Consider the following 25,961-nt stretch of genomic DNA (forward strand, 5'->3'; position numbering starts at 1 on the left):
CCCTCCGTGACCTTCAAGGACGTACTCGTCACCCGTGGGCCCCGGCCCGGCACCGGACGCCGGGAGGGCCAGGACTACGTGGTGGACAAGCACGCGGCGCTGGCCATGAGCGTTCCGGCCATCCGCGGCCTGTTCACCTGCTACGCGATGAACCGGGTGCTCGGCGCCGAGGACGGCGCCGGCGCCGGCGCCCCGGCCCTCTACCGGCGCCCCGACGACCTGCTGGTGGTGGTCGAGCACGCCTGCGCCGACCGGAGGTCCTTCGACGCCGTCCTGGAGGACCGGGAGTACCTGGCCACGGTGCGGCCCGACGAGATCCGCATGGGCGCGGAGATCTTCTCCGAACCGCCGACCGCCTACGAGGTCGTCGAGGAGGCGGTGCTCGGCGGCGGGCGGGAGCGCGGTGACCCCGCGGGCGACGGGGCGCTGGTGGCCTTCGACTTCCTGCGCCGCCGCCCCGGCACCGGGCCCGAGGAGTTCGCGGCCGCGCTCACCGAGGAGGCCGCGTGGCTGGGCGCCGACCCCGGCTACCGGGCGGTGGTGCACCGGCGCGAGCACAACCTGGTGCAGGGTGGGCCGGGGGCGCTCGACCCGGCCGCGGCCGACCGGCACGACGCGATCGTGGCGACCGCCGTGACCGGCTTCGCCGACCTGGCCGGGGTGCTGGAGCGCCTGCGCGAGCGCCAGGCCGGATACGTCGACCCCGACGCCAGCACCTCCGTCCTCACCCGCCGCACGGTCATCGTCTGACCTGCGCGCGCCTACGGCCGGGGTCCGGATGGGCCCCGGCTCCGCCGTTCTTGGGCCCTTGACCCGCGTTCGGGGCCGATGTCACACTTTCCGCGGCGGTCGAGCCATGCCCGGATCCGGTGCCGCTCCCGCCCCTCCCTCCCCCCGCCCGCGCCCGTCGGCGCGGGCCGCCACGCCCGTCTGGGCCCCTTCCGGAACCACCCCGTAGGCCCCGGGGCGCGCATCGGCGCGCCCCGGGGCCTCGTCGTCGTGCCCGGGGCCGGCCCTCACCCGAAAGGACCCGAGGTGACCGAGAAGACCGATACCGTTCCCGTCGTCGTGGCCGGTGCAGGGCCGGTCGGGCTCATGCTCGCCGCCGAGCTCCGGCTGGCCGGCGTCCCCGCCGTGGTGCTGGAGCGCCTGGCCGCGCCCACCGGGGAGTCCCGGGGCCTGGGCTACACCGCGCGCACCCTGGAATCCCTCGACCAGCGCGGGCTGCTGCCGCGCCTCGGCGGCGTCGAGACCAGCGACGTCGGCCATTTCGGCGGGGTGCCGCTGGACTTCGGCGTGCTGGAGGGCGCGCACTTCGGCGGCAAGGGCATCCCGCAGAACCGCACCGAGGAGATGCTCGCCTCCTGGGCCCACGACACCGGCGCCGACATCCGCCGGGGCCACGAGGTGGTCGGCCTGGCCGACGACGGCGACGGCGTGGACGTCGACGTCGAGGGGCCGGATGGGCCCTACCGCATCCGCGCCGCCTACCTGGCCGGGTGCGACGGCGGCCGCAGCACCGTCCGCAGGCTCGCCGGGATCGGCTTCCCCGGCACCGCCGCGACCACGGAGATGGTCATCGCCGACGTCACCGGCGCCGACATCGCGCCGCGCTGGGCGGGGGAGCCGCTGCCCGGCGGCATGGTGCTGGCCGGCCCGCTGGCCGACGGCGTCACGCGCATCGTCGTCTGCGAGCGCGGGCGCCCGCCCCGCAAGCGCACCGAGCCGCCGCCGTTCGCCGAGGTCGCGGCGGCCTGGCAGCGGCTGACCGGAGAGGACATCTCCGGCGGGGGCGCCGTGTGGACCACCGCCTTCGGCGACGCGGCCCGGCAGGCCGAGCACTACCGGCGCGGCCGGGTGCTGCTGGCCGGGGACGCCGCCCACATCCACCTGCCCGCCGGCGGGCAGGGCATGAACGTCGGCATCCAGGACGCGGTCAACCTCGGCTGGAAACTGGGCGCCGCGGCGGCCGGGCGGGCGCCCGAGGGGCTGCTGGACACCTACCACGCCGAGCGCCACCCGGTCGGCGCGCGGCTGCTGATGAACACCCAGGCCCAGGGGCTGCTGTTCCTCACCGGCGAGAACACCGGGCCGATGCGCGAGCTGCTCACCGAGCTGGTGGAGCTGCCCGAGGTCGCCCGGCACCTGGTCGCCATGGTCAGCGGCCTGGAGGTGCGCTATGACGTGGGCCCCGGCGACCACCCGCTGCTCGGCCGCCGCATGCCGCCGCGCCGCCTGGTCACCGAGGAGGGCACCGCCTCCACCCCCGAGCTGCTGCACGCGGCGCGCGGGGTGCTGCTCGACCTGTCGGGGGACCCCGCCCTGCGGGACACCGCCCGCGGGTGGGCCGACCGGGTGGACACGGTCGCCGCCAAGCCCGTCGACGGCGACGCGGGCCTCGGCGCGCCCGCCGACGCCGTGCTCATCCGCCCCGACGGCTACGTCGCCTGGACCTCCCCCGGCGCGGGCGGCCTCGCCGAGGCCCTGACCCGCTGGTTCGGACCCGCCGCCTGAGGCGGCCAACGAGAAGGAGCAAGGAGCATGCACAGCACACTGATCGTCGCCCGCTTCCGCCCCGGGACCACGGGCGAGATCGCCGACCTGTTCCGCGGCTTCGACGCGACCGAGATGCCCGGCCTCATGGGCACGCGCCGGCGGGAGCTGTTCACCTTCCACGACCTCTACCTCCACCTGCAGGACTTCGACGACGAGCACGGCCCCGAGGCCATCGAGCAGGTCCGCGACCACCCCCTGTTCACCGGGATCAGCCAGGACCTCAAGCCCTACATCGAGGCCTACGACCCGGCCACCTGGCGGTCGCCCAAGGACGCCATGGCCCACCGCTTCTACCACTGGGAGGCCCGATGAACCGGAGGGTCGTCATCACCGGCGTCGGCGTCACCGCGCCCGGCGGGATCGGCGCGAAGGACTTCTGGACGCTGCTCAGCGAGGGGCGCACCGCCACCCGCGGCATCACCTTCTTCGACCCCTCCCAGTTCCGCTCCCGGGTGGCGGCCGAGATCGACTTCGACCCCCGGGCGCACGGGCTCGGCCCGCAGGAGGTGCGCCGCATGGACCGGGCCGCCCAGCTGGCCGTGGTCTCGGCCCGCGAGGCGGTGGCCGACAGCGGGCTGGAGCCCGGCGGCCTCGACCCCTACCGGACCGGGGTGGCCGTGGGAAGCGCCGTCGGCGCCACCATGGGGCTGGACCGCGAGTACAACGTGGTCAGCGACGGCGGGCGGCTGGACCTGGTGGACCACACCTACGCCGTGCCACACCTGTACGACTACTTCGTCCCCGGCTCGTTCGCGGCCGAGGTGGCCTGGGCGGTGGGCGCGGAGGGGCCGACCGCGGTGGTCTCCACCGGCTGCACCTCGGGGCTGGACGCGGTCGGCCACGCCGTCGAGCTGATCCGCGAAGGGGCGGCCGACCGGATGGTCGCCGGGGCCGCCGACGCGCCCATCTCCCCCATCACGGTGGCCTGCTTCGACGCCATCAAGGCCACCACGCCGCGCAACGACGACGCCGAGCACGCTTCCCGGCCCTTCGACGGCACCCGCAACGGTTTCGTGCTCGGCGAGGGCGCCGCGGTGTTCGTGCTGGAGGAGCGGGAGGCCGCACGGCGGCGGCGGGCGCACGTCTACGCCGAGGTCGCGGGCTTCGCCACCCGGTGCAACGCCTTCCACATGACGGGGCTGCGGCCCGACGGGCGGGAGATGGCCGAGGCCATCCGCACCGCGCTGGACGAGGCGCGGTGCGACCCCTCCGACATCGACTACATCAACGCGCACGGGTCGGGCACCAAGCAGAACGACCGGCACGAGACCGCCGCCTTCAAGCGCAGCCTCGGCGAGCACGCCCGCCGGACCCCGGTCAGCTCCATCAAGTCGATGGTGGGGCACTCGCTGGGCGCCATCGGCTCCATCGAGATCGCCGCCTCGGTGCTGGCCATGGAGCACGACGTGGTCCCCCCGACGGCCAACCTGACCGTCCCCGACCCCGAGTGCGACCTGGACTACGTGCCGCTGACCGCGCGCGAGCACCGCACCGACACGGTGCTGACCGTGGGCAGCGGGTTCGGCGGGTTCCAGAGCGCGATGGTGCTGACGTCCAAGGGTGCGACGGAGAGGGAGGCCGCGTGAGCGGGGTGGTGGTGACCGGGATGGGGGTCGCGGCCCCCAACGGGCTCGGCCTCGCCGAGTACTGGAGGGCGACGCTGGCCGGGCGCAGCGGCATCGGCCCCGTCCGCCGGTTCGACGCCGGGCGGTACCCGGCGCACCTGGCGGGGGAGGTGCCCGGCTTCGTCGCCGAGGACCTGCTGCCCGCCCGGCTGCTGCCGCAGACCGACCACATGACCCGGCTGGCGCTGGTGGCCGCGGACTGGGCGCTGGCCGACGCCGGGGTGGAGCCGGGGGACGTCCCCGAGTTCGACATGGGCGTGACCACCGCCTCCTCGGCCGGCGGGTTCGAGTTCGGCCAGCGGGAGCTGCAGAACCTGTGGAGCAAGGGCGGGCGGTACGTCAGCGCCTTCCAGTCCTTCGCCTGGTTCTACGCGGTCAACACCGGCCAGATCTCCATCCGGCACGGCATGCGCGGTCCGAGCGGGGTGGTCGTCAGCGACCAGGCCGGCGGACTGGACGCGCTGGCCCAGGCGCGGCGGCAGATCCGCAAGGGCAGCCGCCTGATCGTCTCCGGCGGGGTGGACGGGTCCATCTGCCCCTGGGGGTGGGTGGCCCAGCTCGCCGGGGGGCGGCTCAGCACCGCCGACGACCCCGACCGCGCCTACCTGCCGTTCGACGCCCGCGCCGCCGGGCACGTGTCGGGCGAGGGCGGGGCGCTGCTCGTGCTGGAGGACGCCGACGCGGCCCGCGAGCGCGGCGCGCCCACGGTCTACGGCGAGTTCGCCGGGTACGGGGCCACCTTCGACCCCGCCCCCGGCAGCGGCAGGCCGCCGGGGCTGGAGCGGGCGATCTGGACGGCGCTGGACGACGCCTTCGTCCACCCGGACGAGGTGGACGCCGTCTTCGCCGACGCGGCGGCCGTGCCCGAGCTGGACCGGGTCGAGGCCGAGGCGATCGACGCGGTCTTCGGCCGCGGGGCGGTGCCGGTCACCGCCCCCAAGACGATGACCGGACGGCTCAACGCCGGGGCGGCCTCGCTGGACGTGACGGCCGCGCTGCTGTCCATCCGGGACGGGGTGATCCCGCCCACCGCCAACGTCGCCCCCGCGCCCGACTACGGGCTCGACCTGGTCACCGGCGACCCGCGGCCGGGGCGGGTCGGCGTCGCGGTGGTCCTGGCGCGCGGGCAGGGCGGATTCAACTCCGCGGCCGTGGTCCGCGCACCGTGGGCGGCGGCCCCGGCGGCGGCCGCCTAGGAGCGCACCGCCCCGACACGAAGGCGGGGTCCGGCGGGGCCCCGCCTTCGGCGGGGTCACGGCGGACGTCGATGGCCTGGGGGTCACGCATCCGGAGTGAAGAGGATCAGGCTGAGCAGGGTGACCGCCGGTACGCCGACGAGGGCCGCCCAAGGGACCCATGCGCGCCGCCGGGCCAGGACCCAGGCGGCACCGGTGGCGGCGGCCAGGAGGGCCGCCGTCGCCGCGAGCGCATAGGTGGGGAGCATGCTGTGGTCGCCGCGTTCCAGGGCCTGGTCGCACTGCGCACGGGCCAGCTCGGTCAGGGTCATGGCGCACTCGGACGGTTCGCTGACGAGGACCGCGACGAACAGCAGCCATAGGGCGGCGACGATCGCCAGCAGTGTGGCGGCGATGAGCACGGTAACCCGGAGCCATGGGAGGGGGGCCATGGAGGCGAGCGTAGCGGGGGACCGGCGGGGCGGAAGGGGTCAGTCCCTCGGGGCGGCCAGGGCGAAGGCGGGGTCCGGGGCGGTTCCGCCTTCGGCGAGGTCGGCGGTGAGGTCGCCGATCAGCGGGGCGTACTTCGCTCCGTGTCCTGAGCACGGGGAGCACACCACGGCCGGGCCCTTCCGGTCGAGGATGAACTCCTCGTCGTCCGTGGAGGTGTACAGGCAGGTCGCCTCATTGAACGGCTCGGACTCCAGGCCGGGGAACCACTCGCGCACATACGCGGTGACGCGTTCGCGCGCGCGGGGGTCGACCGTTCCGCTCCTGGTGTCCGGGGTGACCGGTCCTCCCCGCGGGTCGAGGAACTCGGCGATCTTGCGCCCGTCGCCGGGGCCGCCGTCGCGTCCGCCCGCCAGGCTGTAGGTCAACGGGTCGCGGTGGTGGATCACGGTCGGGGCGTCGGCCGCCAGCGCGCGGCGCGGGAAGTGGAAGACCTGCTGCTGGGTGACGGTGAGCCGGGGCATCGGCACGACGCCCTCCAGCAGGCCGGACGCCCAGGCCCCCGCCGCCACCACGACCCTGTCGGCGCGCACGGTCCCTGAAGGCAGGGTGAGAACCGCGTGGTCGTCCTCGACGGAGATCCCCAGTACGGGGGTGTCCGGGTGGAACGTGCACCCGTCGCGGCGGGCCAGGCCGGTGAAGGCCGCCATGGCGGCGTCGGGGTCGACCGTCCCGGCTTCGGGATGGAACAGCACCCGCCCTTCGAAGCGCGCGCCCGGCCAGCGCGCCTCGGCCTCGGCCGGGGTCAGGGACTCGTAGGGGACCCCCTCGGCGTCCAAGGCGGCGGCGATGGCGCCGACGTCGGCGTTCCCGTGGTCGACGCCGCCGGTCATCCGCAGGAGCGCGGCGCCGGACTCGTCCTCGGCGGCGCGCCACAGGTCCATGGCGCGCCCGGTGAGGCGGACGTGCCGGGCGTCGGCGTAGGCGCGCCGCACGACGCGTGCGCTGCCGTGCGAACTGCCGTGCCGGTGCCCCGGCCCGTGGCGCTCGAACAGGGCGACCGCGTGCCCGCGCCGCGCGAGCGCCCGCGCGGTGGCGGTCCCCATGAGCCCGGCACCGATCACGGCGACGCCGGTGTGCGGAGGTACTGCGTCCATGGCGCTCCCTCGATCGGAGGACAGGGCGGACCGGCCGCCGGGGTCAGGGCATCAGGGGCAGGCGGCCCACGAGCTTGTCGACCTTGTTGCGGGGGCCGACGATGCTCACCGCGGAGTAGGCCATCTCCTCCGCCGCGGTCCCCTTCACCGTATCCAGGTATTCGGCGTAGACCCGAGTGTGCTGTGCGGCCGCGGGCATGTCCGCGACGAAGCAGGTCGCGGCGGCGGCCGCCTTCGCGCGGACCGTGCGCAGGGTGTCGGCGTCGGCCGCCAGCACCGTGCACCCGGTCCACGGGAGCGCGGCGTGCTCGCTCCCTTCGGCGTCCACCGCCACCGTGCCGAGCAGGCCCCCGACCTCCGGAGAGGTCGCCGAGGCGACGCAGGCCACCGCGTTCGCGGCGCGGCCGGGCGGGAGCGCGGCGTCGACCACGACCACCCACTTCAGGCGGAGCGACCGGGTCGGCAGGGCCAGGTCGACCTCCTCGGGCGCGAACCCGACGGCGCGCTCAGGGGCTGTACTTTCAACGGGCATTTCGGTCCCCTCCTGGGCATCTGTCAGCTGGAACGCCGATGATGCTAGAAATGAATACGGGTCGACTTCAAGCGATCCGTATTTAAATCGGCCAGGAGGGGGAGTCCGGCGTGTTGGACGAACTAGATCAGGCGATCCTGCGGGAACTGCAGTCGGATGCACGGCGGACCAACCGCGACGTCGCGGCGGCGGTGGGCGTATCGCCGACCACGGCGCTGGACCGCACGCGGAGCCTGCGGGAGCGCGGGGTGATCCGCGGGGCGATCCTGGACGTGGACCTCGCCGCGCTCGGCCGCCCGGTCCAGGCGCTCATCGCGATCCGGGTGCGGCCCCCGTCGCGGCGGAACATCGAGGACTTCCGCAACTGGGCCGCGGCGCTCCCCGAGACCCTGGACGTGTACGTGACCTCCGGGGGTGAGGACTTCATCCTCCACGTGGCCGTCCCGGACAACCAGGGGCTGTACGCGTTCGTGATCGACCGCCTGACCCAGCGCCCGGAGGTGGCCGACGTGCGCACCTCGGTCGTCTACGAACACCTGCGCAACACCGGGATCACCCCCGCCTCGGAGGAGTGAACGGCCCCCGTTCCGGGTCGGGGGCCGCCACCCTCAACGGCGCCAGCGGTCCGGTCAGGTGCTCGGGCCGCAGCCCGATGCCGACGAGGCGGCCCATCAGGTGGGGGAACCCCTTCCAGCGGTTCAGCGTGCGGATCGGCTGCGGCGTGCGGAGCGGCGGCAGGTCCCGCCGTGCTCCGACGGAGCCGGAGGGGACGACCCTCTTCTCCGCCTGCTTCTGCGCCGCCTGGGTCAGGACCGTCGGCCACCACCGGCGCCGCTGGACGCGTGCGAGGTCGCGCGGCCGTGCCTCCCCGCGCCGCAGCGCCGGCACCAGAATGCGCGCCGCCGCCACGGCGTCCTGGACCGCCAGGTTGATGCCGACCCCGGCGATCGGGGACATCGCGTGCGCGGCGTCGCCGATCAGCAGCACCCCCGGTGCCCACCAGCGGCGCAGGCGGTCGATGCGGACCTGCAGGACCGCGACGTCCTCGGCTCGGACGGTCGCCGCCCGCTCCTTGAGGCCCGGGACCGACCGGGCGAGCGCCCGCCGGATCCACGCGGCGTCCTGCGCCAGGGCCGCCTCCGCCTCGCCCTTGCCGATGATCAGTGCGATCTGCCAGTAGTCGCCGCGGTCGATCATCACGACCCCGCCCGAGGAGCCGAAGTGCAGCCGGGAGCCCTCGGGGTCGCCGTCCGCCCGGGGAAGACGCAGGTACAGGCAGTCGTGCGGGGCGGCCCCGGAGCGCGGAGCCGCCCCGAGCAGCCGCCGCACCGTCGAGTGGCGCCCGTCGGTCCCGACGACCAGGGCGGCCCGCAGCTCGTGCGTGTCCCCGGTGTCGCGGTCGAGGTAGCGCACCCCGCACACGCGCCCGTCATCCCGCCGGATCAGGCCGGTGACCTCGGCGGAGCGGGCGAGGTGGAAGTGCGGTGAGGCGTCGGCCGCGTCGGCCAGCAGGGTGAGCAGGTCCCACTGCGGCACGAGGGCGATGTGCCGGTGGCGGCCGGGCAGGCGGTCGAAGGCCACCGTCACCGACCCCTCGTCGAAGTGCATCCGCAGGTGGGGCTCGCGCCTGTGGGGGAGCGCCGCGAAGCGTTCGCCCAGGCCGAGCTCGTCGAGCAGGGCGAGGGTGGAGGCGTGCACCGTGTCGCCGCGGAAGTCGCGCAGGAAGTCGGGGTGCTTCTCCAGGACCGCCACGTCGATGCCGGAGCGGGCGAGCAGGAGCCCGAGGACCGTCCCGGCCGGGCCGCCGCCCGCGATGACGCAGGTCGTCGATGTCTTCGTGATCGAACCCATGTGACCCTCCATGGATAAACGGGGAATCATTCCCCACTTACTCCGCACGCTAGCATAAGCGGGGAATCTGTCCACGGTTATTCGGGAGGCACGGAGGGATGCGCGCCGACGCACGCCGGAACAGGGAGCGGATCATCGCCGCCGCACGCGACCTGGTCCTGGAGCAGGGGCCCGAGGTGCCGCTCGACCAGGTCGCCGAACGCGCGGGGGTCGGCAACGCCACGCTCTACCGGCACTTCCCGGCCCGCCTCCCGCTGCTCCGCAGCGTGGTCATCACCGACATGGCGGCCGTGGCCGACCTCGCGGAGGAGGCGCTGCGATCGGACGCCCCGGCGGGCTCCGCCCTCAGGGCGTTCGCCGCGAGGACCGTCGAGGGCCAAAGGGTCGCCATGCTGCCGATCCTCGGCGGGTACATGGAGGGCGGCCCGGATTACGCCGAGGTCCGCGCCCGGCTGGGCGAGGCGCTCGACACCCTCTTGGCGAGGGCGCGCGAGCAGGGGGAGCTGCGCGGCGACGTCAGCGCGGCCGACCTCGTCCTCTTCCTGGCCGTGCTGACCCGGCCCCTTCCCGCGGTCTCCGACGGCCTCGGCTCGGCCGTACGCGCGCGCATGCTGAGCTCCCTGATGGACGGCCTGCGCCCCGAGGGCTCCACCCCGTTGCCCGGGGAGCCCGTCGGTGTCGGGGGGATCAGTGCCGGACTGGTCGCTCCGGGGGGCGGCCGGGAGGGGTGACCAGGTCCTGGGCCGCTTCGGTGAAGGCGCGGACGCGTGCGCTCGCCGAGGAGGTGTGCCACAGGAGGTGCGTCTCCACCGGCGGCGCGTCTTCGACGTGTACATAAGCGACGTCCGGGCGGGCGTGGTACCGGCGGGCGCTGGCCCCGACGGGCAGTACGCCCCGCCCCGCGCCCACCTGGGTCAGGGCCTCGGGGGTGGTCAGGGAGGACGTCGTCAGGACCGTCGCGTCCTCCAGGTCGGCGGAGCGGAGGGCGTCCGCGCGCGCGAGCGGGTGCCCCGCGGGGACGGCGACGAAGCGTGCCTCGCTGACCAGGACGGCGCTCGCCGAGAGCCTTTCCGGCACGGCCCCCGCCCTCTCCGCCATCGCGACCTCCGCCGCGCCGTCGCGGAGCAGGGCGGGGACCTCGTCCGGGCGCGCCTCGCGCAAGTGGACCGCGCACTCGGGGTGCCGCTCGCCGAAGAGTTCGGCCACCCCGGTGAGAAGGAGGCCGTGCTGGGGTTCGGTGAAGCACACCCGCAGCTCCCCGGAGTAGCCCCTGCCCGCCTCCACCGCCCTGGCGACGGCCTCCCCGATCGCCTCCCAGTGCGGCCGCAGGTCGTCCCGCAGCGCGCGCCCGGCGGGGGAGAGCTCCACGCGGCGGCTCGTGCGGTCGAACAGGGGCACGCCGACGCGGCGTTCGAGCGCGCGGACGGTCTGCCTGACCCGGGACGTCGACACGCGCAGCCGTTCGGCGGTCCGGCCGAAGTGCAGCTCCTCGCAGAGCGTGAGGAAGGTGTCCAGCTCGTGCCGCTCCAGCATGCCGCTCCTCCGGTGCTCCCCCGATCGTTGAGCCCTGCTTCACGATCGTTGCACATATCGGCGTTGTTCCGGGGACGCGCGCACCGGAGCCTTGAGGAGGCAGAGGCAACGGACCGGAGACGACGGCAAGAGGCGGAGCGCACCCATGAACGCACCCATGAACGCGACCACTGGACACGACCCTGTCGCCCGTGACCTGAAGGACCGCACCGAGGCCGCGGACGCGCTGTACCGCTTCGCCCTCGGCCAGGACCTCAAGGACCGGGAGCTCCTCGCTTCGGCCTTCGCAGAGGACGCCGAACTCGACTTCCGCCCGGCGGCGGCGAAGTGGGGAGCGCACCCGCCGGTGATGACGGGCCGGTGGGCCATCACCGACACCATCCTGAAGATGTTCACCGGCCGCGTGGACACCACCCACCAGGTCGCCAATCCGCGCGTCGCCGTGGAGGGCGACACCGCCCGGATGACGGCCCTCGTGGAGGCCCAGCACCTGCTCTCCGACGACCACACGGTGTTCGCGCTGCTGAAGAACCACTACGAGGTCGACCTGGTCCGGGACGGGGACCGCTGGGCGGTCCGCCGGATGCGGATCGAGAACGCCTGGTACACGGGCGACCCCACGGCGATCTTCGGCGCGTGACTGGGATGGCGGGAAGAGGGGCCGACCGGGGTCGGCCCCATCCGCCTCATCCGCCTCATCCACCCCGAACGGCCTCGTTCACGCAGCGCAGCACCGGCGGGCCGCCGAGCCCGGCCGCGTCCGCCTCCGCCACGCCCCCCACCGTGAAGGTGTGCGACTCACCCGGCAGCAGCGTGACCAGCCCGTCGTCGGCCCCGGCCGCCGGGGCCAGCCGGTCGGGAAACAGGCACAGGTCGCGCAGCAGCGACCCGGCCGTCACGGTCACCCGCGTCCGGCCGCCGTCCGTCCGCGTCTTCACGTCGTACACCGGCTCGGGCCACGCGGTCTCGGCGTCCTCGGCGAAGAACCACCACTCCCGCCCGGCCCCCTCGGCCTCGGCCGTGACGCACTCCCGCGACGGGTCGCCCGCCGCCGTGAGCTGTTCCGGGAGGGCGACACGGGCCGCCCCCCGGGCGGCGACCGCCACCCGCACCTCCGACTCGGCCAGCACCGCGCCCGAGAGCGACCGGCGGACCAGCCGCACCGGCGCCGCCCACTCCCGGTCGGTGTCGTTGCCGAGCACCGCGGCCAGGCCCGACCCCCCGTCCGGCACCAGGGCGACCGTGCGCTCGGCGAACGCGCGGCGCAGCGCGAACCACACGGGCTTGCGCCGTCCCGCGCCGTCCACGGCCGACCACGACAGCGAGGGCCAACAGTCGTTCAGCTGCCAGACCACCGTTCCCGCGCAGCGCGGCCACTGCGCCCGGAAGTGCCCGACGCCCACCGCCATCGCGCGCGCCTGGTTGACCTGGGCCAGGAAGTGCCAGTCCTCCTCAGAGGCGGGCGACCCGAAGTGCGGGGCGAGGCCGCGCGCCAGCTTCCCGGCGCCGTCCTCGGCCTTCTGCAGGCCGAGCACCCCGGGCGCGTCCGGGGCCAGCGGCCCGTCGGGGACCGCCGCGCGCAGCGTCGCGTGGGCGGGCGGGGCCTGGAACCCGAACTCCGACACGAACCGCGGCCGGTACCCCCGGTAGGCGGTGTAGTCGCGCTCGTTCCACACGTCCCAGACGTGCATCGGCCCATGCGCCGGGTCGTTGGGGTGGTGTCCCTCGGGCGCGTACGGGCTGCCGGGGATGTAGGGGCGCGTCGGGTCGAGCTCGGCCACCACCCGCGGCAGCAGGCCGCGGTAGTACCCCTCGCCCCAGGTCCGGCCCGCCAGCTCCTCCTCCCAGCCCCAGTCCTCCCTGCCCCACAGGTTCTCGTTGTTGCCGCACCACAGGGCCAGCGAGGGGTGGTGCGCCAGACGGACGACGGCCTCGCGCGCCTCGGCCTCCACCTCCGAGGCCAGCGGCTCCTCCTCCGGGTAGGCGGCGCAGGCGAACGGGAAGTCCTGCCAGACGAGCACGCCCCGCTCGTCGCACACCCGGTAGAAGTCCGCGCTCTCGTAGATCCCCCCGCCCCAGATCCGCAGCAGGTTCGCCCCCGCGTCCACGGCCTGGCCGATCCGCTCGGCATAGCGCCCGGGGGTGATCCGGGAGGGGAAGCAGTCGTCGGGGATCCAGTTGAACCCCTTCACCAGCACGGGGCGGCCGTTGACGCGGAGCGTGAACGGCGTGCCGTCGGCGTCGGGGCGGGTGTCCACGTCGACGGTGCGGAACCCGACGTCCCGGTGCCAGGTGTCCAGTTCCGTGCCTCCGCGGGCATCGGTGAGGGCCAGCCCCGCCCCGTACAGCGGCTGCCCGCCGTACCCGCGCGGCCACCACAGCTCCGGGTCGGGGCACCGCACCTCGGCGACGGCGCTGTCCTCCCCCGGGTCGACGTGCACCTCCGCCACGCGGTCGCCGACGCGCGCGCTCAGCGTGAGCGGCGTGTCCCGCCCCCGCTCGGTGCGCTCGATCCGCACGTGCAGGCGGACCACACCCGTGGAGCCCCCGTCCCCCTCCTCGACCGTGACCTCCGGCCGCACCCGCGCCAGGCGTGCGGTGCTCCAGGCGTGCAGCCGCACCGGGCGCCACAGGCCCGACGTGACGACGGTCGGCCCCCAGTCCCAGCCGAAGTTGCAGGCCATCTTGCGGATGAACTGGTAGGGCTCGTCATAGGCCGCCGGACGCGCCCCCAGCCGGTCCCGCAGCTCCTCGGCGTAGCGGTAGGGGGAGGCGAAGGCGACGGCCAGCTCGCGGCCCGCGCCCCCGCGCAGGGCGCCGGACGCGTCGAACCGGTAGGACCGGTGCATGTTGCGGGCGCTGCCCAGCACACGGCCGCCGACGCTCACGTCGGCGACGGTGTCCAGGCCGTCGAACACCAGGTCCACCCGCTCATGGGCGTCGGCCAGTGCGGCCTCCTCCGCGCCGAACGCGCGGGTGTAGGTCCAGTCGGTGCGCCCGATCCAGGCGGTCGCCTCCTCGCCCCCGCGCCTTCCCGCCGTGGGGTCCTCGATCACTCCGGCCGCGATCAGGTCGGTGTGCACGCACCCCGGCACCGAGGCGGGCACCTCCCCGTTCGGGACCCCACCCCCCTCCGGGGTCCGCTCCGAGGCGGCGCGCACGGACCACCCCTCGGCCAGTTCCCTGTGGACTGCCATGTACCGCTCCATCCTCACTCGGGGCATGCGTCGTCGGAGAAGCAGCCGACGAAATGGTCGGGACCGACCTCGACCGGCCCCGCCGGCCCCGCCGGTCCTGGGCCGGCAGGGCCGGAATGGACGGGGCACGGGCCGACCGCCGTGTCCAGATCGGCGTCGGCCTCGGCCCAGGTGCGGTGCATCCTCGGCACCGAGGCGAGCAGCCCGCGCGTGTACGGGTGCCGGGGCGAGGCGTAGACCTGCCTGGTCGGCCCCATCTCCGCGACGGCGCCGCGGCGCAGGATCACCGTGGTGTCGCTGACGTAGGTCCCCAGCGCCAGGTCGTGCGTGACGAAGAGGATCCCCAGCCCCTCCGCGCGCAGGTCGCCCAGCAGGTTGAGCACGTCGATCCGGGTCGAGGCGTCGAGCATGCTGATGATCTCGTCGGCGACCAGCAGCCGGATGTCGAGCGTCAGCGCGCGGGCGATCAGGAGCCGCTGGAGCTGCCCGCCGCTCAGCTGGTGCGGGTAGCGTCCGAGGACCTGCCCCGGGTCGAGGCCGACCCGTTCGATCCCGCGGCGCACGGACGCGCGCCACTCGGCGTCGGACACCCCGGGGAAGTACGCGCCGCGGAGCATCTCGAAGACCCGGTCGACCGGGAAGATCGGGTTGAAGGAGCTGAACGGGTCCTGGAAGACGCCTTGGACGTGGCGGTAGTACCCCTTCCGCGCCCGGTGGCCGCTCAGGCCCGCCACGTTCCGTCCGTCGAAGGTGATGGCCCCCGACGTCACCGGCGTCAGCCGCAGGACCATGCGTCCGATGGTGCTCTTGCCGCTCCCGCTCTCCCCGATGAGGGAGACCACCGCGCCGGGCGGCACCGTGAGGGAGACGTCGCGCACCGCGTTCAAGGGCTGGGTTCCGAAGGTCCCCACGCGGTAGACCTTGGAGACCCGGTCGAGTGTGAGCATCGGGGGCGTCAACCTTTCACTCGGCCTTCCAGCACGCGACCCGGTGCCCCGGCGCGACCTCCACGAACGGGGGCCGGGTCTCGCACTGCTCGAAGGCCAGCGGGCAGCGGTCCTTGAAGCGGCAGCCCGGCGGGGGGTCGAGCAGGGCGGGCGGGCTGCCGGGGATGCCCTCTTGGCGGTGCTCGTCGATGGTGGTGCCGACCTCCGGGACGGCGGAGAGCAGCATCCGCGTGTAGGGGTGGCGCGGACGCCGCAGCAGCTCGGACACGGGCGCCGACTCGGCCGACCGGCCCGCGTACATCACCGTCACCGTGTCGGCCAGCTGGGCGACCAGGGCCAGGTCGTGCGTGATGAACAGCATCGACCCGATGAACCCGCGGTCCCGGAACCCCACCAGGGCCTCGGCCACCGCGCGCTGGTTGGCCACGTCCAGGGCCGAGGTCGCCTCGTCGGCGATCAGCACCGCCGGGTCGCGCAGGGTGGACAGCACCAGCACCACGCGCTGCTTCATGCCGCCGGACAGCTCGATCGGATAGCGCTTGAGCACCTCGGCGCCGAGACCGACCAGTTCCAGCCGCCGCTCCAGCTCCCGCCGCACCTCCGCGTAGCGCACGCCGCGCGATTCGAGGAGCTCGCCGATCATCCGGCCGATGCGCCGCGTCGGGTTCAGGGCGCTCATCGCGTACTGCGGGATGAGCGACACCTCGTGGAAGCGGAAGCGCTGCATCGCCCGGTCGTCGCCGATGGGCAGCTCCTCGCCGCCCAGGCGGACCGACCCGCCGACGTGGCGCATCCGCCCGTCCATCCGGATCAGGCTCTTGCCCAGGGTGGACTTGCCGCAGCCGGACTCGCCGACCACGCCCATGACCTCCCCGTCGCCGACCTCCAGCGACGCGCCGTCCAGGGCCTGCACGCTCCCTCTGAGGGTCCGGTAGTGCACCCGCAGCTCGGAGACTTCCAGGGTCATGGGATCACAGCTCCCTCAGGCGCGGGTTGAAGACCTCGTCCAACCCGACGTTGGCGATGTACAGCGACCCGACGACCGCGGTGATGCCGACCCCCGGCGGGACGAACCACCACCAGGTGCCCAGGTGCAGCGCGCCCCACGACACCGAGTGGTGCATCATGAGCCCCAGCGAGACGCCCTCGGTGGGCCCCAGGCCGATGAAGTCCAGTCCCGCCGCGATCAGCACCGCCCCGCCGAACAGCAGGATGAAGGACATGACCAGGTAGGAGTACATGTTCGGGGCGACCTCGCGGAGGATGACGCGCCACGTGCGGCGGCCGCTGAGCCGCGCTAGGTCCACGAACTCCCGCCCGGCCAGGGTGAAGGTCTGCGCGCGGATCGCGCGCGCGGCCCACGGCCACGTGGTGAGCCCGATGAACAGCGACTGCACCAGCAGGCCGCGCGCCTGCAGGTAGGCGGCGGCGATGATGAGCACGACCATCGCGGGCAGCACCAGGACGATGTTGGTCAGCATGTTGAGGACCTCGTCCACCAGCCCGCCCCGGTAGCCGCCGAGGAAGCCGACGGCCATCCCGATGACCCAGGCGATGCCGCCGCCCAGCGCGCCCACGGCGAACGTGGCGCGCAGGCCGTGCACGAACTGGGTGAACACGTCCTGCCCGAAGCTCGTCGTGCCGAACCAGTGGTCGCCGGACGGGGGCGCGTACTGGGGGCCGACGTAGGCGTTCGGGGCGCCACCGGTGAATACGGGCCCGACCAGCCCCGTCAGGAGCAGGAGGGCCAGCACGGTGCCGCCCGCGAGCAGCTTGGGGTTGCGCAGGGCGAACCGCAGCTCGTCGCGCCCGCGCCGGCCGGATGGGCCCTGGGCCCTGTCGCTCGCGGCCGCCGGATCCAGGCTCATCAGGCGCCTCCTTGCATCTGGATGCGGGTACGCGGGTCGACGACGACGTAGAGCACGTCGACGACCAGGTTGGCGATCAGCACGCCGGTGACGATGAACAGGAAGGCGCCCTGGAGCAGGAAGAAGTCGCGGTTGTTCAGGGCTTCGAGGATGAGCGAGCCCAGGCCGGGGTAGGCGAAGACGACCTCGGTGAGCAGGGACCCGGCCACGATCGTGCCCAGCTGCAGCGCCAGCCCGGTGATCTGCGGGAGCATCGCGTTGCGGAAGGCGTACCGGCGCACCAGCCTGCGCGGGGCGCCCAGCGCGCGCAGGTAGGCGGAGTAGTCGGCTTCGAGCTCGTAGATGATCAGGTTCCGCATGCCGATCGCCCAGCCGCCGAACGCCACCAGGAACAGCGACAGGAACGGCAGCACCCAGTGCGCCAGGGCGTCGGACAGGAACTCCCACGTGAAGGCGGGCGTGAGGGCGAAGCTGTAGGCGCCCGTGGCCGGGAACCAGCCGGCGACCACGCCGAGCCCCCAGGCCAGCAGCACCCCCAGCCACATGTAGGGCGTGGCGGTGAGCAGGTAGGAGACGGGCAGGGCCGTGTTGTCCAGCCACCGGTTGCGCGCGGCGAAGGCGCCGAACCGGTTGCCCGCGACCCAGCTCAGCAGGATCGCCGGGAGCAGCAGCACCAGGGTGTAGGGGACCGCGTCCAGCAGCACCTCGGTGACGGGCGTGGGGAACAGCCACACGCTGGTGCCCAGGTCGCCCTGGATCAGCGACCCCCAGAACCCGAGGTACTGCTTCCACAGCGGCACGTCGAGGCCGAAGAGCCGGGCGTAGTGGTCCTCCATGGCGGCGCGCGCCTGCGGGTCGGACACCGAGGCCCGGCCGAGCATGGTGCGCACGGGGTCTCCGGGCATGAAGCGGGGGATCATCCAGTTGACCGTGACCGCCACGAAGAACGTGAGCGCGTAGAGGACGGCCTTGCGTCCGAGGTACCGGCCCATGCCTCAGCCGCTCACGGGCTCGATCTCGGTGAGCGTGAGCACGGCGCCCATCTGGTTGTAGTTCCGCCACGTCGTGGGGAACCAGGGCGGGGTGTCGGAGGCGTCCGAGGGCCAGTTGGTCCAGACGGACTCGTTGACCTGCGACCAGAGGCCGTTGTACCAGAGCGGGATGACCGGCGTCTCCGCGAAGTGGATCTCCTGCAGCTGTGAGGTGAGCTCGGCGATGCGCTCGGTGTCCTCCACGTCGACGCGGGCCAGCTCCTCGGTCAGCTCCCAGGCCTCCTCGTTCTCGTACCGCCCGAAGTTCACCGTGGTCTGCTGCTCCTGGACCGGGAGCCGGAACATGTAGTCGTAGTAGGTCCAGGGGGTGTTGCTGATCTGCCGCTCGTTGTTGAAGAGCAGGTCGAAGTCGCCGGTGGCCCGGGCGTCCTGGAGGGCGGCGTCGTCGGGGAACTCCACGGTGATGTCGATCCCGGCCTCGGCGGCGCTCTCGGCGACGATGTCGGCCGCCTCCATCCAGTCCGTCCACCCGGACGGCACGATCAGCTCCAGCGCGACCGGGTCGCCGTCGGGGGTGGCGAACATGCCGTCGGCGTTCTCGGTGTAGCCGGCCTCCTCCAGGATCGAGCGGGCCTCCTCCGGGTCGTGGGAGAAGCCCTCCTCCTCGACGAGGTCCTGGTCGACGTACTGCTCCCAGGCGGGGAGCAGGCCGGTGGGGTCGGCGGGGGCGACGATGCCGCCGTAGGGGCCGTCGGCGATGGCCTGCGGGTCGACCGCGTGCGCCAGCGCGCGCCGGAACTCCGGGTCGTCCATCGGCTCGCGCTCGGTGTTGGGCACCAGCCAGGTGGTGTTGGCCGAGAGCATGTACGGCGGCTCGTCGTAGTAGGAGGTGATCTCCGGCGAGGCCTCAAGGGTGCGGTCGATGCCCGGGAGGAAGTTGTTGCTCAGGTCGATCTCGCCCTGGGTGAGCATGGTCAGGGCGGCGTCGTTGGTGGAGTTGACGATGTCGACGATGTATTCGGGCCGCACGTCCAGGTCGAGCTGCTCGGTGGCCCACCAGTCGTCGCGCTTGGCCCACACCATGCGGTCCTGGCCGTGCGTCTCGTAGGCGTAGGGGCCGGTGCCGACGGGATCCTCGTTGGGGTCGTTGACGACCTCGTCTTCGCTGCGCCCGGACCACACGTGCTCGGGGACGATGGCCTCGTTGTAGAGCCAGTTGGCCCACTCCTGGCGCCGCGGCTCGGAGAAGGTGAACTCCAGCTCGCGCTCGTTCACCACCTCCACGCCCTCAAGCCAGTCCCACAGGTTGGAGTAGGGGACGGCGTCGATCCGCCCGAGCTCGACGGTGTAGGCGACGTCCTCGGCGGTGAACGCCTCGCCGTCGGACCACTCGATCCCGTCGCGGATGGTGAGGCTGTAGGTGTCCTCTCCCGTCCACTCGCCTTCCTCGGCCAGCCAGGGCCGGTACTCGTCCTCCATGGGGTCGTACAGGAAGAGCGGCTCGTAGACGTAGCCGACGGTGCCGGTGGCGTACTGCGACTTGGCGAGGGGGTTCCAGGTGGAGGGCGGACCCCACTGGGTCCCGCTGGTGTAGAGGGTCTGCGCGCGCGGGTAGCCGCCTCCGCCGTCGGACTCGGAGGTGCAGGCGGCGGCCGCCAGCACGACCGCCGCCAGGGCGGCCGGGAGGGCTCGTGCTCGGGATGCCATGCGGTTCTCTCCCTTCCGCACCGCCGGGGCGGCGCGAAGGTGGTGGACCGGGAACTTAAGCGGATAAGTTCACCGAACGGAAACACGTCCACCGTGTGACCGTCAACACATGCAATGGAATGCGTTATCCGCCCGTGATGGAGGGGTGGGATCTCAGGAGGGCGGTGTTCTTGACACTTAACCGATTCAGTGATCGTCTGGAGCAGGTCAGCGCCGGGCGCCCGTAGCATCGGGGCGTCCGGGGCGACCGACGACCAGCGGGGGGCAGGATGAAGCGGCCGACCATCGCCGACATCGCGAAGGCGACCGGCGTGTCCACCGGCGCGGTCTCCTACGCGCTCAACGGCCGCCCCGGGGTCTCCGAACCCACGCGCCGCCGCATCCTCGACGCCGCCGAGCGGATGGGGTGGGCGCCCAGCAACACGGCGCGCGCGCTCGCCGAGGGCCGGGTCGGCGCCTTCGGGCTCATCATCGACCGGCCCGCCCCCATGCTCGGGGTCGAATCGTTCTTCATGCGCTTCATCGCGGGCATCGAGTCGGAGCTGGCCGACACCCGCACCGAACTGCTCCTGCGGGTGACCGACGCGCCCGAGGCCGAGATGGAGGCCTACCGCCGCTGGTCGGCCGAGCGCAGGGTGGACGGGGTGCTCATCGTCGACCTGCGCCGGGACGACCCCCGGGTGCGGTTCGTCCAGGAGGTCGGCCTGCCCGCGGCCGTCGTCGGCGGCCCCGGCGGCGCGGCCGGCCTGCCCTGCCTGCACTCCGACGACGCCGAGGCCACCGCCGAGGCGGTGGCCTACCTGGCGGCCCTGGGGCACCGCCGGATCGCGCGCGTGGCCGGGCCCGAGGGGCTGCTGCACACGGAGGTGCGCTCGGCCGCCTTCACCGACGCCGTGCGCGCCGCCGGGGGCGAGCCCCGCATCGTGCACGCGGACTACACCGCCGAATCGGGGGCCCGCGCCACCCGGCGCCTGCTCTCGGAGTCGTCGCGGGTCACCGCGGTGGTCTACGACAACGACCTGATGGCGGTCACCGCCCTGGGCGTGGCCCGCGAGATGGGGATCGCGGTCCCGTCCGAGCTGTCCGTGGTCGCCTGGGACGACTCGGTGCTGTGCAGCGCGGTGCGCCCCGCGCTGACGGCGGTCGGCCGGGACATCGCCGACCACGGGCGCCGCGCCGCGCGGATGCTGGAGGCCGTGGTCTCCGGCGCGGAGCCGCGGAGCGCGTCCACGGCCCCGGCGGAGTTCGTGCCCCGGGAGAGCACGGCGCGCGCGCCCGTTCACTCGTAGACGGTGGCCTCTTCGGAGGTCTCGGCGATGCCGTCCGGGCCGTTGAAGATGCGCTCGCCCCAGGGGGTGAGCCGCTGTCCGTCGAAGCCCTCGGCCATGTCGAGGTACTCCACGCCGCCGCTGTTGCCGCTCCAGGACCAGCCCAGGTAGCCGATCCCGCGGGCCTCGGCCTCGGCGAGGATCGCGTCCTCGTCGGGGTCGCCGTCGCTGTGCAGGTGGCCGAACTCGCCGACGATCAGCGGCAGGCCGTTGGCGGCGAAGCCGTCCATGTAGGAGGCGATGGTCCCCGCGTCCTCGTACACGCCGTACATGTGCACCGAGAACACGGTGTTGCCGTCGGGGTCCTCGACGTCCGGCGCCTGCTCCAGCATGATCCGCTGCCAGTCCTGGCCCCAGTTGGGGGCGTCGGCGACCAGCGCGTGGTCGAGCCCGGCCGCGCGCAGGCGCCCGATGGCGGCGCTAGTGTCCTCGGCCCATCCGGCGTTGGTCTGCGCGTCGTTGCCGTAGGGCTCGTTGCCGAGGTTGATGAGGATGTGGTCCTCCTCGCCGCGCAGCGCGCCGGCGACCCCGATCCAGTAGTCGGCGGCCTGGTCGAGCGTGGCCGCGGCCGGCTCCTCGCCGTAGCCGGTGGTGTCGTGCACCTCCAGCACGCAGATGAGCCGGTTCTCCTTGCAGTCGCCGATGACCTCGGCGATCTCGGACTCGGGGGTCGGGCCCCAGCGCTGGCCGGAGCCGAGGACGACGCGCACGGTGTTGGCCCCCAGCGCCTTGATGTCGGCGAAGGACCGCCGCTGGCCGGGGTACCAGACGTGGGCGTGGTTGACCCCGCGCATGACGAACTCGTTGCCGTTGGCCTCATAGAGGCGCCCGTCCCTGACGTGCAGGCCGACGGCCGCCGTGTCCGTTCCGGTGTCCCGCGCGCTGTCCGCCGCGCCGGGCGCGGCGCCGAAGGCCGCCGCCAGGGCCAGCGCCGCCGCCAGGCCGATCGCTGCCGGTCTCGTGCTCATGGGCGTCTTCCTCCGTTCACGGAGATGACTTAAGCGGATAAGCAGCGAAACATGAGGGGGAAGGGGCGTCTACGGGGCCGCAGCGGGGATTTATCCGCCTGTGATGCGTTGGCAACGAAGAGGAGAGGGAACCTGCTGGTGAAGCGCTTCATTCCTCGTGTCGGTGTGATGTGGGCCACGGAGCGTGGCGGTCTACTCGCGCATCCGGGAGAGCTGATCGTCGGCCCAGGAGGCGACGGCCTCGTCGGGGTCGTCGCGCAGCCCGCCGAGGGCCGCCGCCAGTCGGCCGTCGTCGCCGTTCCACCACCGCACGAGATCCTGGACGGACATGACCGCACCCAGGCGGAGGTCCCGGTCCGGGGACGCCATCAGTGCCGTGAGCAGGGAGATCCGGTCTTCGACCCGTTCGCCCAGACGCCTGTCCGCCATGAACACGTCGCTTCTCAGCACCTCGGGGTCGGCGCCTTCGCGTGCGTAGGCCTCCAGTTCCGCCACGACGGTCCGGACGATGTCGGCGGGGAACGCCTCCGGCGGGTGCGAGCACAGCTCGGTCAGGGCGTCGATGCGCAGCCCCGTATCACCGCACGTCCGGACCGTGTGCACCAGCCACTCCCCGGTGCGGACGGGGTCGACGCCGTTGGCCCGGCCGCGCAGGGCGGTGCGCCCCAGGCGGCCGATGGCCATGATGATGCCCAACCGCGGGCCGAACCCGTCTTCGACCTCCCAGCGCTCGCGCAGAGCGGTGAACGCGCGGCCACCGTCGACCTGCGGAGCCGTCAGCGCCAGGCACGCGCCCTTGCGCACGTGCGGGTCGGCGTCGCCGAGGGCCCGCAGGAGGGCGGGCAGCTCGGCGGCGACGGCGCGCTCCGCGCGGGCGGGCTTTCCGTCCCCGTCGGGGTCGTCCTCGCCCGGGTCTCCGTCGAGGTCGTTGAGCCACTCCGCCCCGCCGATCTCGGCCACCATCTCCACGACGCGCCAGCGGTCCGGGACCCCTTCCGCCGTGGCCGCCTCGGCCAGGAAGGGGACCGCCCTGACGGCGGCCTCGTGGATGTAGCCGAACTCCAGGAGTTCGATCTCCAGGGAGCCGAAGGAGTCCTCCCGGACCAGTGGGTCGGGATCGAGCAGGCCGCGGATGAGTTCGTGGATGTCCGCACCCCCGCCGCCGCTCTCCAGAGCCCCCCAGTCGATGTCGTCCAGACCCTCGAACACGCCCGCCCCCTCCACCGCTCCGGACCCGTGGTTCCCATGGGACGGGGGCCGCGGGGAAGTGGTTCCCCGCGGCCCCCGCAGCCCCCTGTCCAGTGGGCGGACGCCTGACTCAGGCCTACGCCAGGCTGAACGAGCTGAGCCTCACCTCCCCGGTGAAGACCAGGTAGACGTCCTCCTTCTCACCCGGGGCCGTGCCCAGCTCCCCGGTGAACTCCTCGTAGTCGTACACGCCTCCGGTGGCGCCGATCGCGGCCTCGCCGATCTTCTCCCCGTCAGGGGCGCCGACGCGCACCTCCACGGCCGCCCCGCCCGAGGCGGCCGCCGCGCGCGCGGTGAACACCGACGGCCCAGAGGACAGGTCCGCGCCGTCGAACGCGATCCAGTCCCCGGCCTCCGCCGCCACCGTGTCGCCCTCGACCTTGCTCTCGTCGGCGAGCGCGATGCCCGAGTAGCGGTCGAAGTCGGCCGCCCGGGTCTGCGCGGTCAGGTCGCGGGCCGGGATCCTCTCGCCCTTGACCTTGATCTTCACGGTGTGCCGGATGTCGTCCGCCGACGCTCCGACCATGAGCTCGTGCTTGGCCTTCTCCACGGCCCACTCGCCCCGCGTCACGTCCCAGAAGCCCAGGTCCCGGGCGTCCACCGTGAGTTCGGCGGTCACCGTCTCCCCGGCCGGGACGCTCACCCGGGCGAAGTCGCGCAGCTGCTTGAGCGGCTGCTCGGTGCGCGAGTCGAGCTGGCGGGAGTAGAGCTGCACGACCTCCTCGCCGTCGCGGTCTCCGGTGTTGGTCACCGGCACCTTCACCGTCACGGTGCCGTCGGCGCCCACCTTCTTCCGGTCGACCTCCGGCGCGCCGTACTCGAAGGAGGTGTAGGACAGCCCGTGCCCGAACGGGTACAGCGCCTCGCCCTCGTAGTGGCGGTAGGTGTGCCCGGAGTGCTGGACGTCGTAGTCGCCCATGGCCGGCAGGTCGCCGGTGGAGCGGTACCACGTCTGCGGCAGGCGCCCCTGCGGCTCGGCGTCGCCGTAGAGCACCGACGCGAGCGCGTTGCCGGTCTCCTGCCCGGCGTGGGAGGTCCACAGCACCGCCGGGACGTTCTCCTCGGCCCACGGCACCGCCATCGGGTAGCTGCTCTCCACCACCAGGACGGTGTTCGGGTTGGCCTCGGTCACCGCCTCCAACAGCTCCTGCTGGGCGGGCGGCAGCTCGATCTCCGCCCGGTCGTCGGTCTCCCGGCCGTTGATGAAGGGCATGTTGCCCAGCACCACGACCGCCGCGTCGGCGCCCGAGGCGGCCTCGACCGCCTCCTCGGCGCCGCTGGAGAGCACCTCCCGCTCGAAGACGGCCGCGTCCCCGACCGAGTCGGCCGACACCGACAGCCGCCCCTCGCCGTCCACGGCGATGTACTTGCGGTTCCAGTCGTCGTATCCGGCGTACTTCAGCACCACCCCGCCGTCGACCTCCTCGAAGCGGAACAGCTGCTGCACGAACCACCCGTTGGGCTGGTCCTGGTCGTTGTAGAGCCGGTTGCCCTCGCCCATGCCGACGACCTTGCCGTTGGCGTCGGTGCGCAGGGTGACCACGCCCTCGCCCCAGTCGAAGACGGTGAGGGAGCGCGCGTCCCCCTCGCCGTCGCCGACGCGCAGCACGCCGCCCTCCTCGTCGCCGGAGGCGGTGACGTACCCGCCGTCGGCCTTCAGGGCGATCCGGTCGGCGCCCTCGCTGACGCCGACCGACCCGCCCTCGCCGAGGCGCTCGGCGATGCCGTCGGCGGGGGTGGAGCGGTAGGGCATGGTGCCGCTGTACCAGTCCTCATAGAGGGTGTCGGCCAGCGGGCCGACCACCGCCACGTCGGTGTCGGACCCGGCGTCCAGCGGCAGCGCCCCGTCGTTGCGCAGCAGCGTCATCTGCGACGTCGCGGCCTCGCGGGCCAGCTCCCGGTGCTCGGGGGAGTCGATCACGTCGGGGGTGATGTCGGAGTAGGGCACCCGGTCCGGCGGGTCGAACTCGCCGAGCCGGAACCGCACGCTCAGGATGTGCCGGACCGACCGGTCCAGGTCCTCCTCGCCGATCAGCCCCTGGTCGAGGGCGTCCTGGAAGCGCCCGACCGTGACGCTGGAGTCGTCGTCCTGGTCGGTGTAGCTGTCGATGCCCGCCTTGAGCATCGCGGCGTGCGATTCGGCGTGGTCGTCGTAGTAGCCCTGGGTCTCGACCACGTTGCTGGGCGCGTAGGCGTCGCTGACGACCATCAGGTCCTCGTCGCTCCACGAGCGCACGTCGTCCAGCAGCGGGGTCAGGTGGGCGGGGCGCCCGTTGACGAGGTTGTAGGAGGCCATCACCCCGGTCGCGTTGCCCGCCTCGATGGCCGGCCGGAAGGACGGGTAGACGTACTCGTTCAGCGCGCGCGGGGGCACCGTCACCGACAGCGTGTCGCGCTTCTCCTCGATGTTGTATCCGGCGAAGTGCTTGAGCGACGGCGCCGTCTTCAAGTAGAAGTCGTCGTCGCCGCTCAGCCCGCCGGTGTAGGCGGTGGCCATCTCGCCGACCAGGAGCGGCTCCTCGGAGTAGCCCTCCTCGTTGCGGCCCCACCGGGGGTCGCGCAGCGGGTCGACGACCGGTGCCCACACGTTGAGGCCGTGCGCGGCGGGGTCCTGGGCGTTGAAGCCGCGCATCTCCGTGCCGGTCACGTCGCCGACGCGCTCGACCAGACCGGTGTCCCAGGTCGCGCCGAGCCCCACGGCCTGGGGGAACACGGTGGCCTCGCCCAGCCAGGCGACGCCGTGCAGGGCCTCGGTGCCGGTGCGGAACGGCTCCATCCCCAGCCTGGGGATGGCGGGCTGGTACTGGTGCAGGAGCGAGATCTTCTC

The 25,961-nt window shown here is 73.5% G+C and carries 23 protein-coding genes; 9 read left to right on the forward strand and 14 right to left on the reverse strand.

Annotated elements, in window-relative coordinates; translation table 11 throughout:
* The first annotated feature begins 6 nt into the window (after positions 1-6).
* From O4J56_RS00455 to O4J56_RS00475, 5 genes are all read left to right on the forward strand, one after another.
* Positions 7-750, forward strand: a complete 744-nt coding sequence (locus tag O4J56_RS00455; protein WP_270683005.1) for an EthD domain-containing protein — start codon at positions 7-9, stop codon at positions 748-750.
* A 285-nt stretch (positions 751-1,035) separates the two neighbouring features.
* Complete coding sequence (locus O4J56_RS00460; protein ID WP_270683006.1) at positions 1,036-2,514, forward strand: FAD-dependent monooxygenase; 1,479 nt, start codon at positions 1,036-1,038, stop codon at positions 2,512-2,514.
* A 27-nt stretch (positions 2,515-2,541) separates the two neighbouring features.
* Entirely contained in the window at positions 2,542-2,868 is a 327-nt protein-coding gene (locus O4J56_RS00465; protein WP_270683007.1) for a TcmI family type II polyketide cyclase, read from the forward strand.
* On the forward strand, positions 2,865-4,142 hold the full coding sequence (locus O4J56_RS00470) for a beta-ketoacyl-[acyl-carrier-protein] synthase family protein (protein ID WP_270683009.1): 1,278 nt from the start codon (positions 2,865-2,867) through the stop codon (positions 4,140-4,142). Before O4J56_RS00465 ends, O4J56_RS00470 begins: the two co-directional genes overlap by 4 nt.
* Complete coding sequence (locus tag O4J56_RS00475) at positions 4,139-5,377, forward strand: ketosynthase chain-length factor (RefSeq protein WP_270683011.1); 1,239 nt, start codon at positions 4,139-4,141, stop codon at positions 5,375-5,377. The genes O4J56_RS00470 and O4J56_RS00475 overlap by 4 nt, the downstream gene beginning before the upstream one ends.
* 83 nt (positions 5,378-5,460) lie before the next feature.
* On the opposite strand, the gene O4J56_RS00480 is transcribed toward O4J56_RS00475, so the two are convergent.
* The 3 genes from O4J56_RS00480 to O4J56_RS00490 are packed head-to-tail and all read right to left on the reverse strand — an operon-like array spanning position 5,461 to position 7,495.
* A complete protein-coding gene (locus tag O4J56_RS00480) occupies positions 5,461-5,808 on the reverse strand; it encodes a hypothetical protein (protein WP_270683013.1) in 348 nt (115 codons plus the stop codon).
* Positions 5,809-5,847: 39 nt separating this feature from the next.
* Entirely contained in the window at positions 5,848-6,963 is a 1,116-nt protein-coding gene (locus tag O4J56_RS00485; RefSeq protein WP_270683015.1) for an FAD-dependent oxidoreductase, read from the reverse strand.
* Positions 6,964-7,006: 43 nt separating this feature from the next.
* Positions 7,007-7,495, reverse strand: coding sequence for a DUF2000 domain-containing protein (locus tag O4J56_RS00490; protein ID WP_270683016.1), 489 nt, complete (start codon positions 7,493-7,495; stop codon positions 7,007-7,009).
* 110 nt (positions 7,496-7,605) lie between these two features.
* Here O4J56_RS00490 and O4J56_RS00495 point away from each other — a divergent pair, with 110 nt between their 5' ends.
* Positions 7,606-8,070 (forward strand): Lrp/AsnC family transcriptional regulator, encoded by a 465-nt coding sequence (locus tag O4J56_RS00495; protein WP_408639065.1) that lies wholly within the window; start codon positions 7,606-7,608, stop codon positions 8,068-8,070.
* On the opposite strand, the gene O4J56_RS00500 is transcribed toward O4J56_RS00495, so the two are convergent.
* Positions 8,048-9,346 carry an FAD-dependent oxidoreductase gene (locus O4J56_RS00500; RefSeq protein ID WP_270683018.1) on the reverse strand — a complete coding sequence of 433 codons (1,299 nt, stop codon included), beginning with the start codon at positions 9,344-9,346 and terminating at the stop codon, positions 8,048-8,050. The genes O4J56_RS00495 and O4J56_RS00500 overlap by 23 nt on opposite strands.
* Positions 9,347-9,444: 98 nt before the next feature.
* Here O4J56_RS00500 and O4J56_RS00505 point away from each other — a divergent pair, with 98 nt between their 5' ends.
* Positions 9,445-10,077, forward strand: a complete 633-nt coding sequence (locus O4J56_RS00505; RefSeq protein ID WP_270683020.1) for a TetR/AcrR family transcriptional regulator — start codon at positions 9,445-9,447, stop codon at positions 10,075-10,077.
* On the opposite strand, the gene O4J56_RS00510 is transcribed toward O4J56_RS00505, so the two are convergent.
* Entirely contained in the window at positions 10,034-10,879 is an 846-nt protein-coding gene (locus O4J56_RS00510) for a LysR family transcriptional regulator (protein ID WP_270683022.1), read from the reverse strand. The two genes, O4J56_RS00505 and O4J56_RS00510, sit on opposite strands and share 44 nt — an antisense overlap.
* Before the next feature lie 145 nt (positions 10,880-11,024).
* Here O4J56_RS00510 and O4J56_RS00515 point away from each other — a divergent pair, with 145 nt between their 5' ends.
* Positions 11,025-11,519, forward strand: a complete 495-nt coding sequence (locus O4J56_RS00515) for a nuclear transport factor 2 family protein (RefSeq protein ID WP_270683024.1) — start codon at positions 11,025-11,027, stop codon at positions 11,517-11,519.
* Positions 11,520-11,574: 55 nt separating this feature from the next.
* Here O4J56_RS00515 and O4J56_RS00520 read toward each other — a convergent pair whose 3' ends face one another.
* Genes O4J56_RS00520 through O4J56_RS00545 form a run of 6 tightly spaced genes read right to left on the reverse strand, consistent with a single transcriptional unit; the run spans position 11,575 to position 19,590 of the window.
* On the reverse strand, positions 11,575-14,076 hold the full coding sequence (locus O4J56_RS00520; RefSeq protein WP_270683025.1) for a glycoside hydrolase family 2 protein: 2,502 nt from the start codon (positions 14,074-14,076) through the stop codon (positions 11,575-11,577).
* A 14-nt stretch (positions 14,077-14,090) separates the two neighbouring features.
* Complete coding sequence (locus tag O4J56_RS00525; protein WP_270683026.1) at positions 14,091-15,023, reverse strand: ABC transporter ATP-binding protein; 933 nt, start codon at positions 15,021-15,023, stop codon at positions 14,091-14,093.
* A gap of 16 nt (positions 15,024-15,039) precedes the next feature.
* On the reverse strand, positions 15,040-15,990 hold the full coding sequence (locus O4J56_RS00530; protein ID WP_270683027.1) for an ABC transporter ATP-binding protein: 951 nt from the start codon (positions 15,988-15,990) through the stop codon (positions 15,040-15,042).
* A gap of 4 nt (positions 15,991-15,994) precedes the next feature.
* Positions 15,995-16,891, reverse strand: coding sequence for an ABC transporter permease (locus O4J56_RS00535; protein WP_270683028.1), 897 nt, complete (start codon positions 16,889-16,891; stop codon positions 15,995-15,997).
* Positions 16,891-17,883: an ABC transporter permease gene (locus O4J56_RS00540; protein ID WP_270683029.1), complete on the reverse strand. Its 993-nt coding sequence runs from the start codon at positions 17,881-17,883 to the stop codon at positions 16,891-16,893. Before O4J56_RS00540 ends, O4J56_RS00535 begins: the two co-directional genes overlap by 1 nt.
* Positions 17,884-17,886: 3 nt before the next feature.
* A complete protein-coding gene (locus tag O4J56_RS00545; protein WP_270683030.1) occupies positions 17,887-19,590 on the reverse strand; it encodes an ABC transporter substrate-binding protein in 1,704 nt (567 codons plus the stop codon).
* A 269-nt stretch (positions 19,591-19,859) separates the two neighbouring features.
* Here O4J56_RS00545 and O4J56_RS00550 point away from each other — a divergent pair, with 269 nt between their 5' ends.
* Complete coding sequence (locus O4J56_RS00550; protein WP_270683031.1) at positions 19,860-20,879, forward strand: LacI family DNA-binding transcriptional regulator; 1,020 nt, start codon at positions 19,860-19,862, stop codon at positions 20,877-20,879.
* On the opposite strand, the gene O4J56_RS00555 is transcribed toward O4J56_RS00550, so the two are convergent.
* The 3 genes from O4J56_RS00555 to O4J56_RS00565 all read right to left on the reverse strand — a co-directional run bounded on the left by O4J56_RS00555 (position 20,870) and on the right by O4J56_RS00565 (position 25,910).
* Positions 20,870-21,886, reverse strand: coding sequence for a glycoside hydrolase family 5 protein (locus O4J56_RS00555; protein WP_270683032.1), 1,017 nt, complete (start codon positions 21,884-21,886; stop codon positions 20,870-20,872). The genes O4J56_RS00550 and O4J56_RS00555 overlap by 10 nt on opposite strands.
* Before the next feature lie 192 nt (positions 21,887-22,078).
* On the reverse strand, positions 22,079-23,095 hold the full coding sequence (locus O4J56_RS00560; protein ID WP_270683033.1) for a hypothetical protein: 1,017 nt from the start codon (positions 23,093-23,095) through the stop codon (positions 22,079-22,081).
* 115 nt (positions 23,096-23,210) lie between these two features.
* Positions 23,211-25,910 (reverse strand): glycoside hydrolase family 3 protein, encoded by a 2,700-nt coding sequence (locus tag O4J56_RS00565; protein WP_270683073.1) that lies wholly within the window; start codon positions 25,908-25,910, stop codon positions 23,211-23,213.
* Between the last annotated feature and the right edge of the window lie 51 nt (positions 25,911-25,961).

Origin of the sequence: Nocardiopsis endophytica, assembly GCF_027706725.1 — a bacterium.
Lineage (GTDB): Bacteria > Actinomycetota > Actinomycetes > Streptosporangiales > Streptosporangiaceae > Nocardiopsis_A > Nocardiopsis_A endophytica.

Bases quoted from the DNA above. Each gene is read 5' to 3' on its own strand.
- O4J56_RS00465 (WP_270683007.1), top strand. From the start codon at position 2,542: ATGCACAGCACACTGATCGTCGCCCGCTTCCGCCCCGGGACCACGGGC.
- O4J56_RS00470 (WP_270683009.1), top strand. From the start codon at position 2,865: ATGAACCGGAGGGTCGTCATCACCGGCGTCGGCGTCACCGCGCCCGGC.
- O4J56_RS00480 (WP_270683013.1), bottom strand. From the start codon at position 5,808: ATGGCCCCCCTCCCATGGCTCCGGGTTACCGTGCTCATCGCCGCCACA.
- O4J56_RS00485 (WP_270683015.1), bottom strand. From the start codon at position 6,963: ATGGACGCAGTACCTCCGCACACCGGCGTCGCCGTGATCGGTGCCGGG.
- O4J56_RS00490 (WP_270683016.1), bottom strand. From the start codon at position 7,495: ATGCCCGTTGAAAGTACAGCCCCTGAGCGCGCCGTCGGGTTCGCGCCC.
- O4J56_RS00500 (WP_270683018.1), bottom strand. From the start codon at position 9,346: ATGGGTTCGATCACGAAGACATCGACGACCTGCGTCATCGCGGGCGGC.
- O4J56_RS00505 (WP_270683020.1), top strand. From the start codon at position 9,445: ATGCGCGCCGACGCACGCCGGAACAGGGAGCGGATCATCGCCGCCGCA.
- O4J56_RS00510 (WP_270683022.1), bottom strand. From the start codon at position 10,879: ATGCTGGAGCGGCACGAGCTGGACACCTTCCTCACGCTCTGCGAGGAG.
- O4J56_RS00515 (WP_270683024.1), top strand. From the start codon at position 11,025: ATGAACGCACCCATGAACGCGACCACTGGACACGACCCTGTCGCCCGT.
- O4J56_RS00520 (WP_270683025.1), bottom strand. From the start codon at position 14,076: ATGGCAGTCCACAGGGAACTGGCCGAGGGGTGGTCCGTGCGCGCCGCC.
- O4J56_RS00525 (WP_270683026.1), bottom strand. From the start codon at position 15,023: ATGCTCACACTCGACCGGGTCTCCAAGGTCTACCGCGTGGGGACCTTC.
- O4J56_RS00530 (WP_270683027.1), bottom strand. From the start codon at position 15,990: ATGACCCTGGAAGTCTCCGAGCTGCGGGTGCACTACCGGACCCTCAGA.
- O4J56_RS00535 (WP_270683028.1), bottom strand. From the start codon at position 16,891: ATGAGCCTGGATCCGGCGGCCGCGAGCGACAGGGCCCAGGGCCCATCC.
- O4J56_RS00540 (WP_270683029.1), bottom strand. From the start codon at position 17,883: ATGGGCCGGTACCTCGGACGCAAGGCCGTCCTCTACGCGCTCACGTTC.
- O4J56_RS00545 (WP_270683030.1), bottom strand. From the start codon at position 19,590: ATGGCATCCCGAGCACGAGCCCTCCCGGCCGCCCTGGCGGCGGTCGTG.
- O4J56_RS00550 (WP_270683031.1), top strand. From the start codon at position 19,860: ATGAAGCGGCCGACCATCGCCGACATCGCGAAGGCGACCGGCGTGTCC.
- O4J56_RS00555 (WP_270683032.1), bottom strand. From the start codon at position 21,886: ATGAGCACGAGACCGGCAGCGATCGGCCTGGCGGCGGCGCTGGCCCTG.
- O4J56_RS00565 (WP_270683073.1), bottom strand. From the start codon at position 25,910: ATGGAGCCGTTCCGCACCGGCACCGAGGCCCTGCACGGCGTCGCCTGG.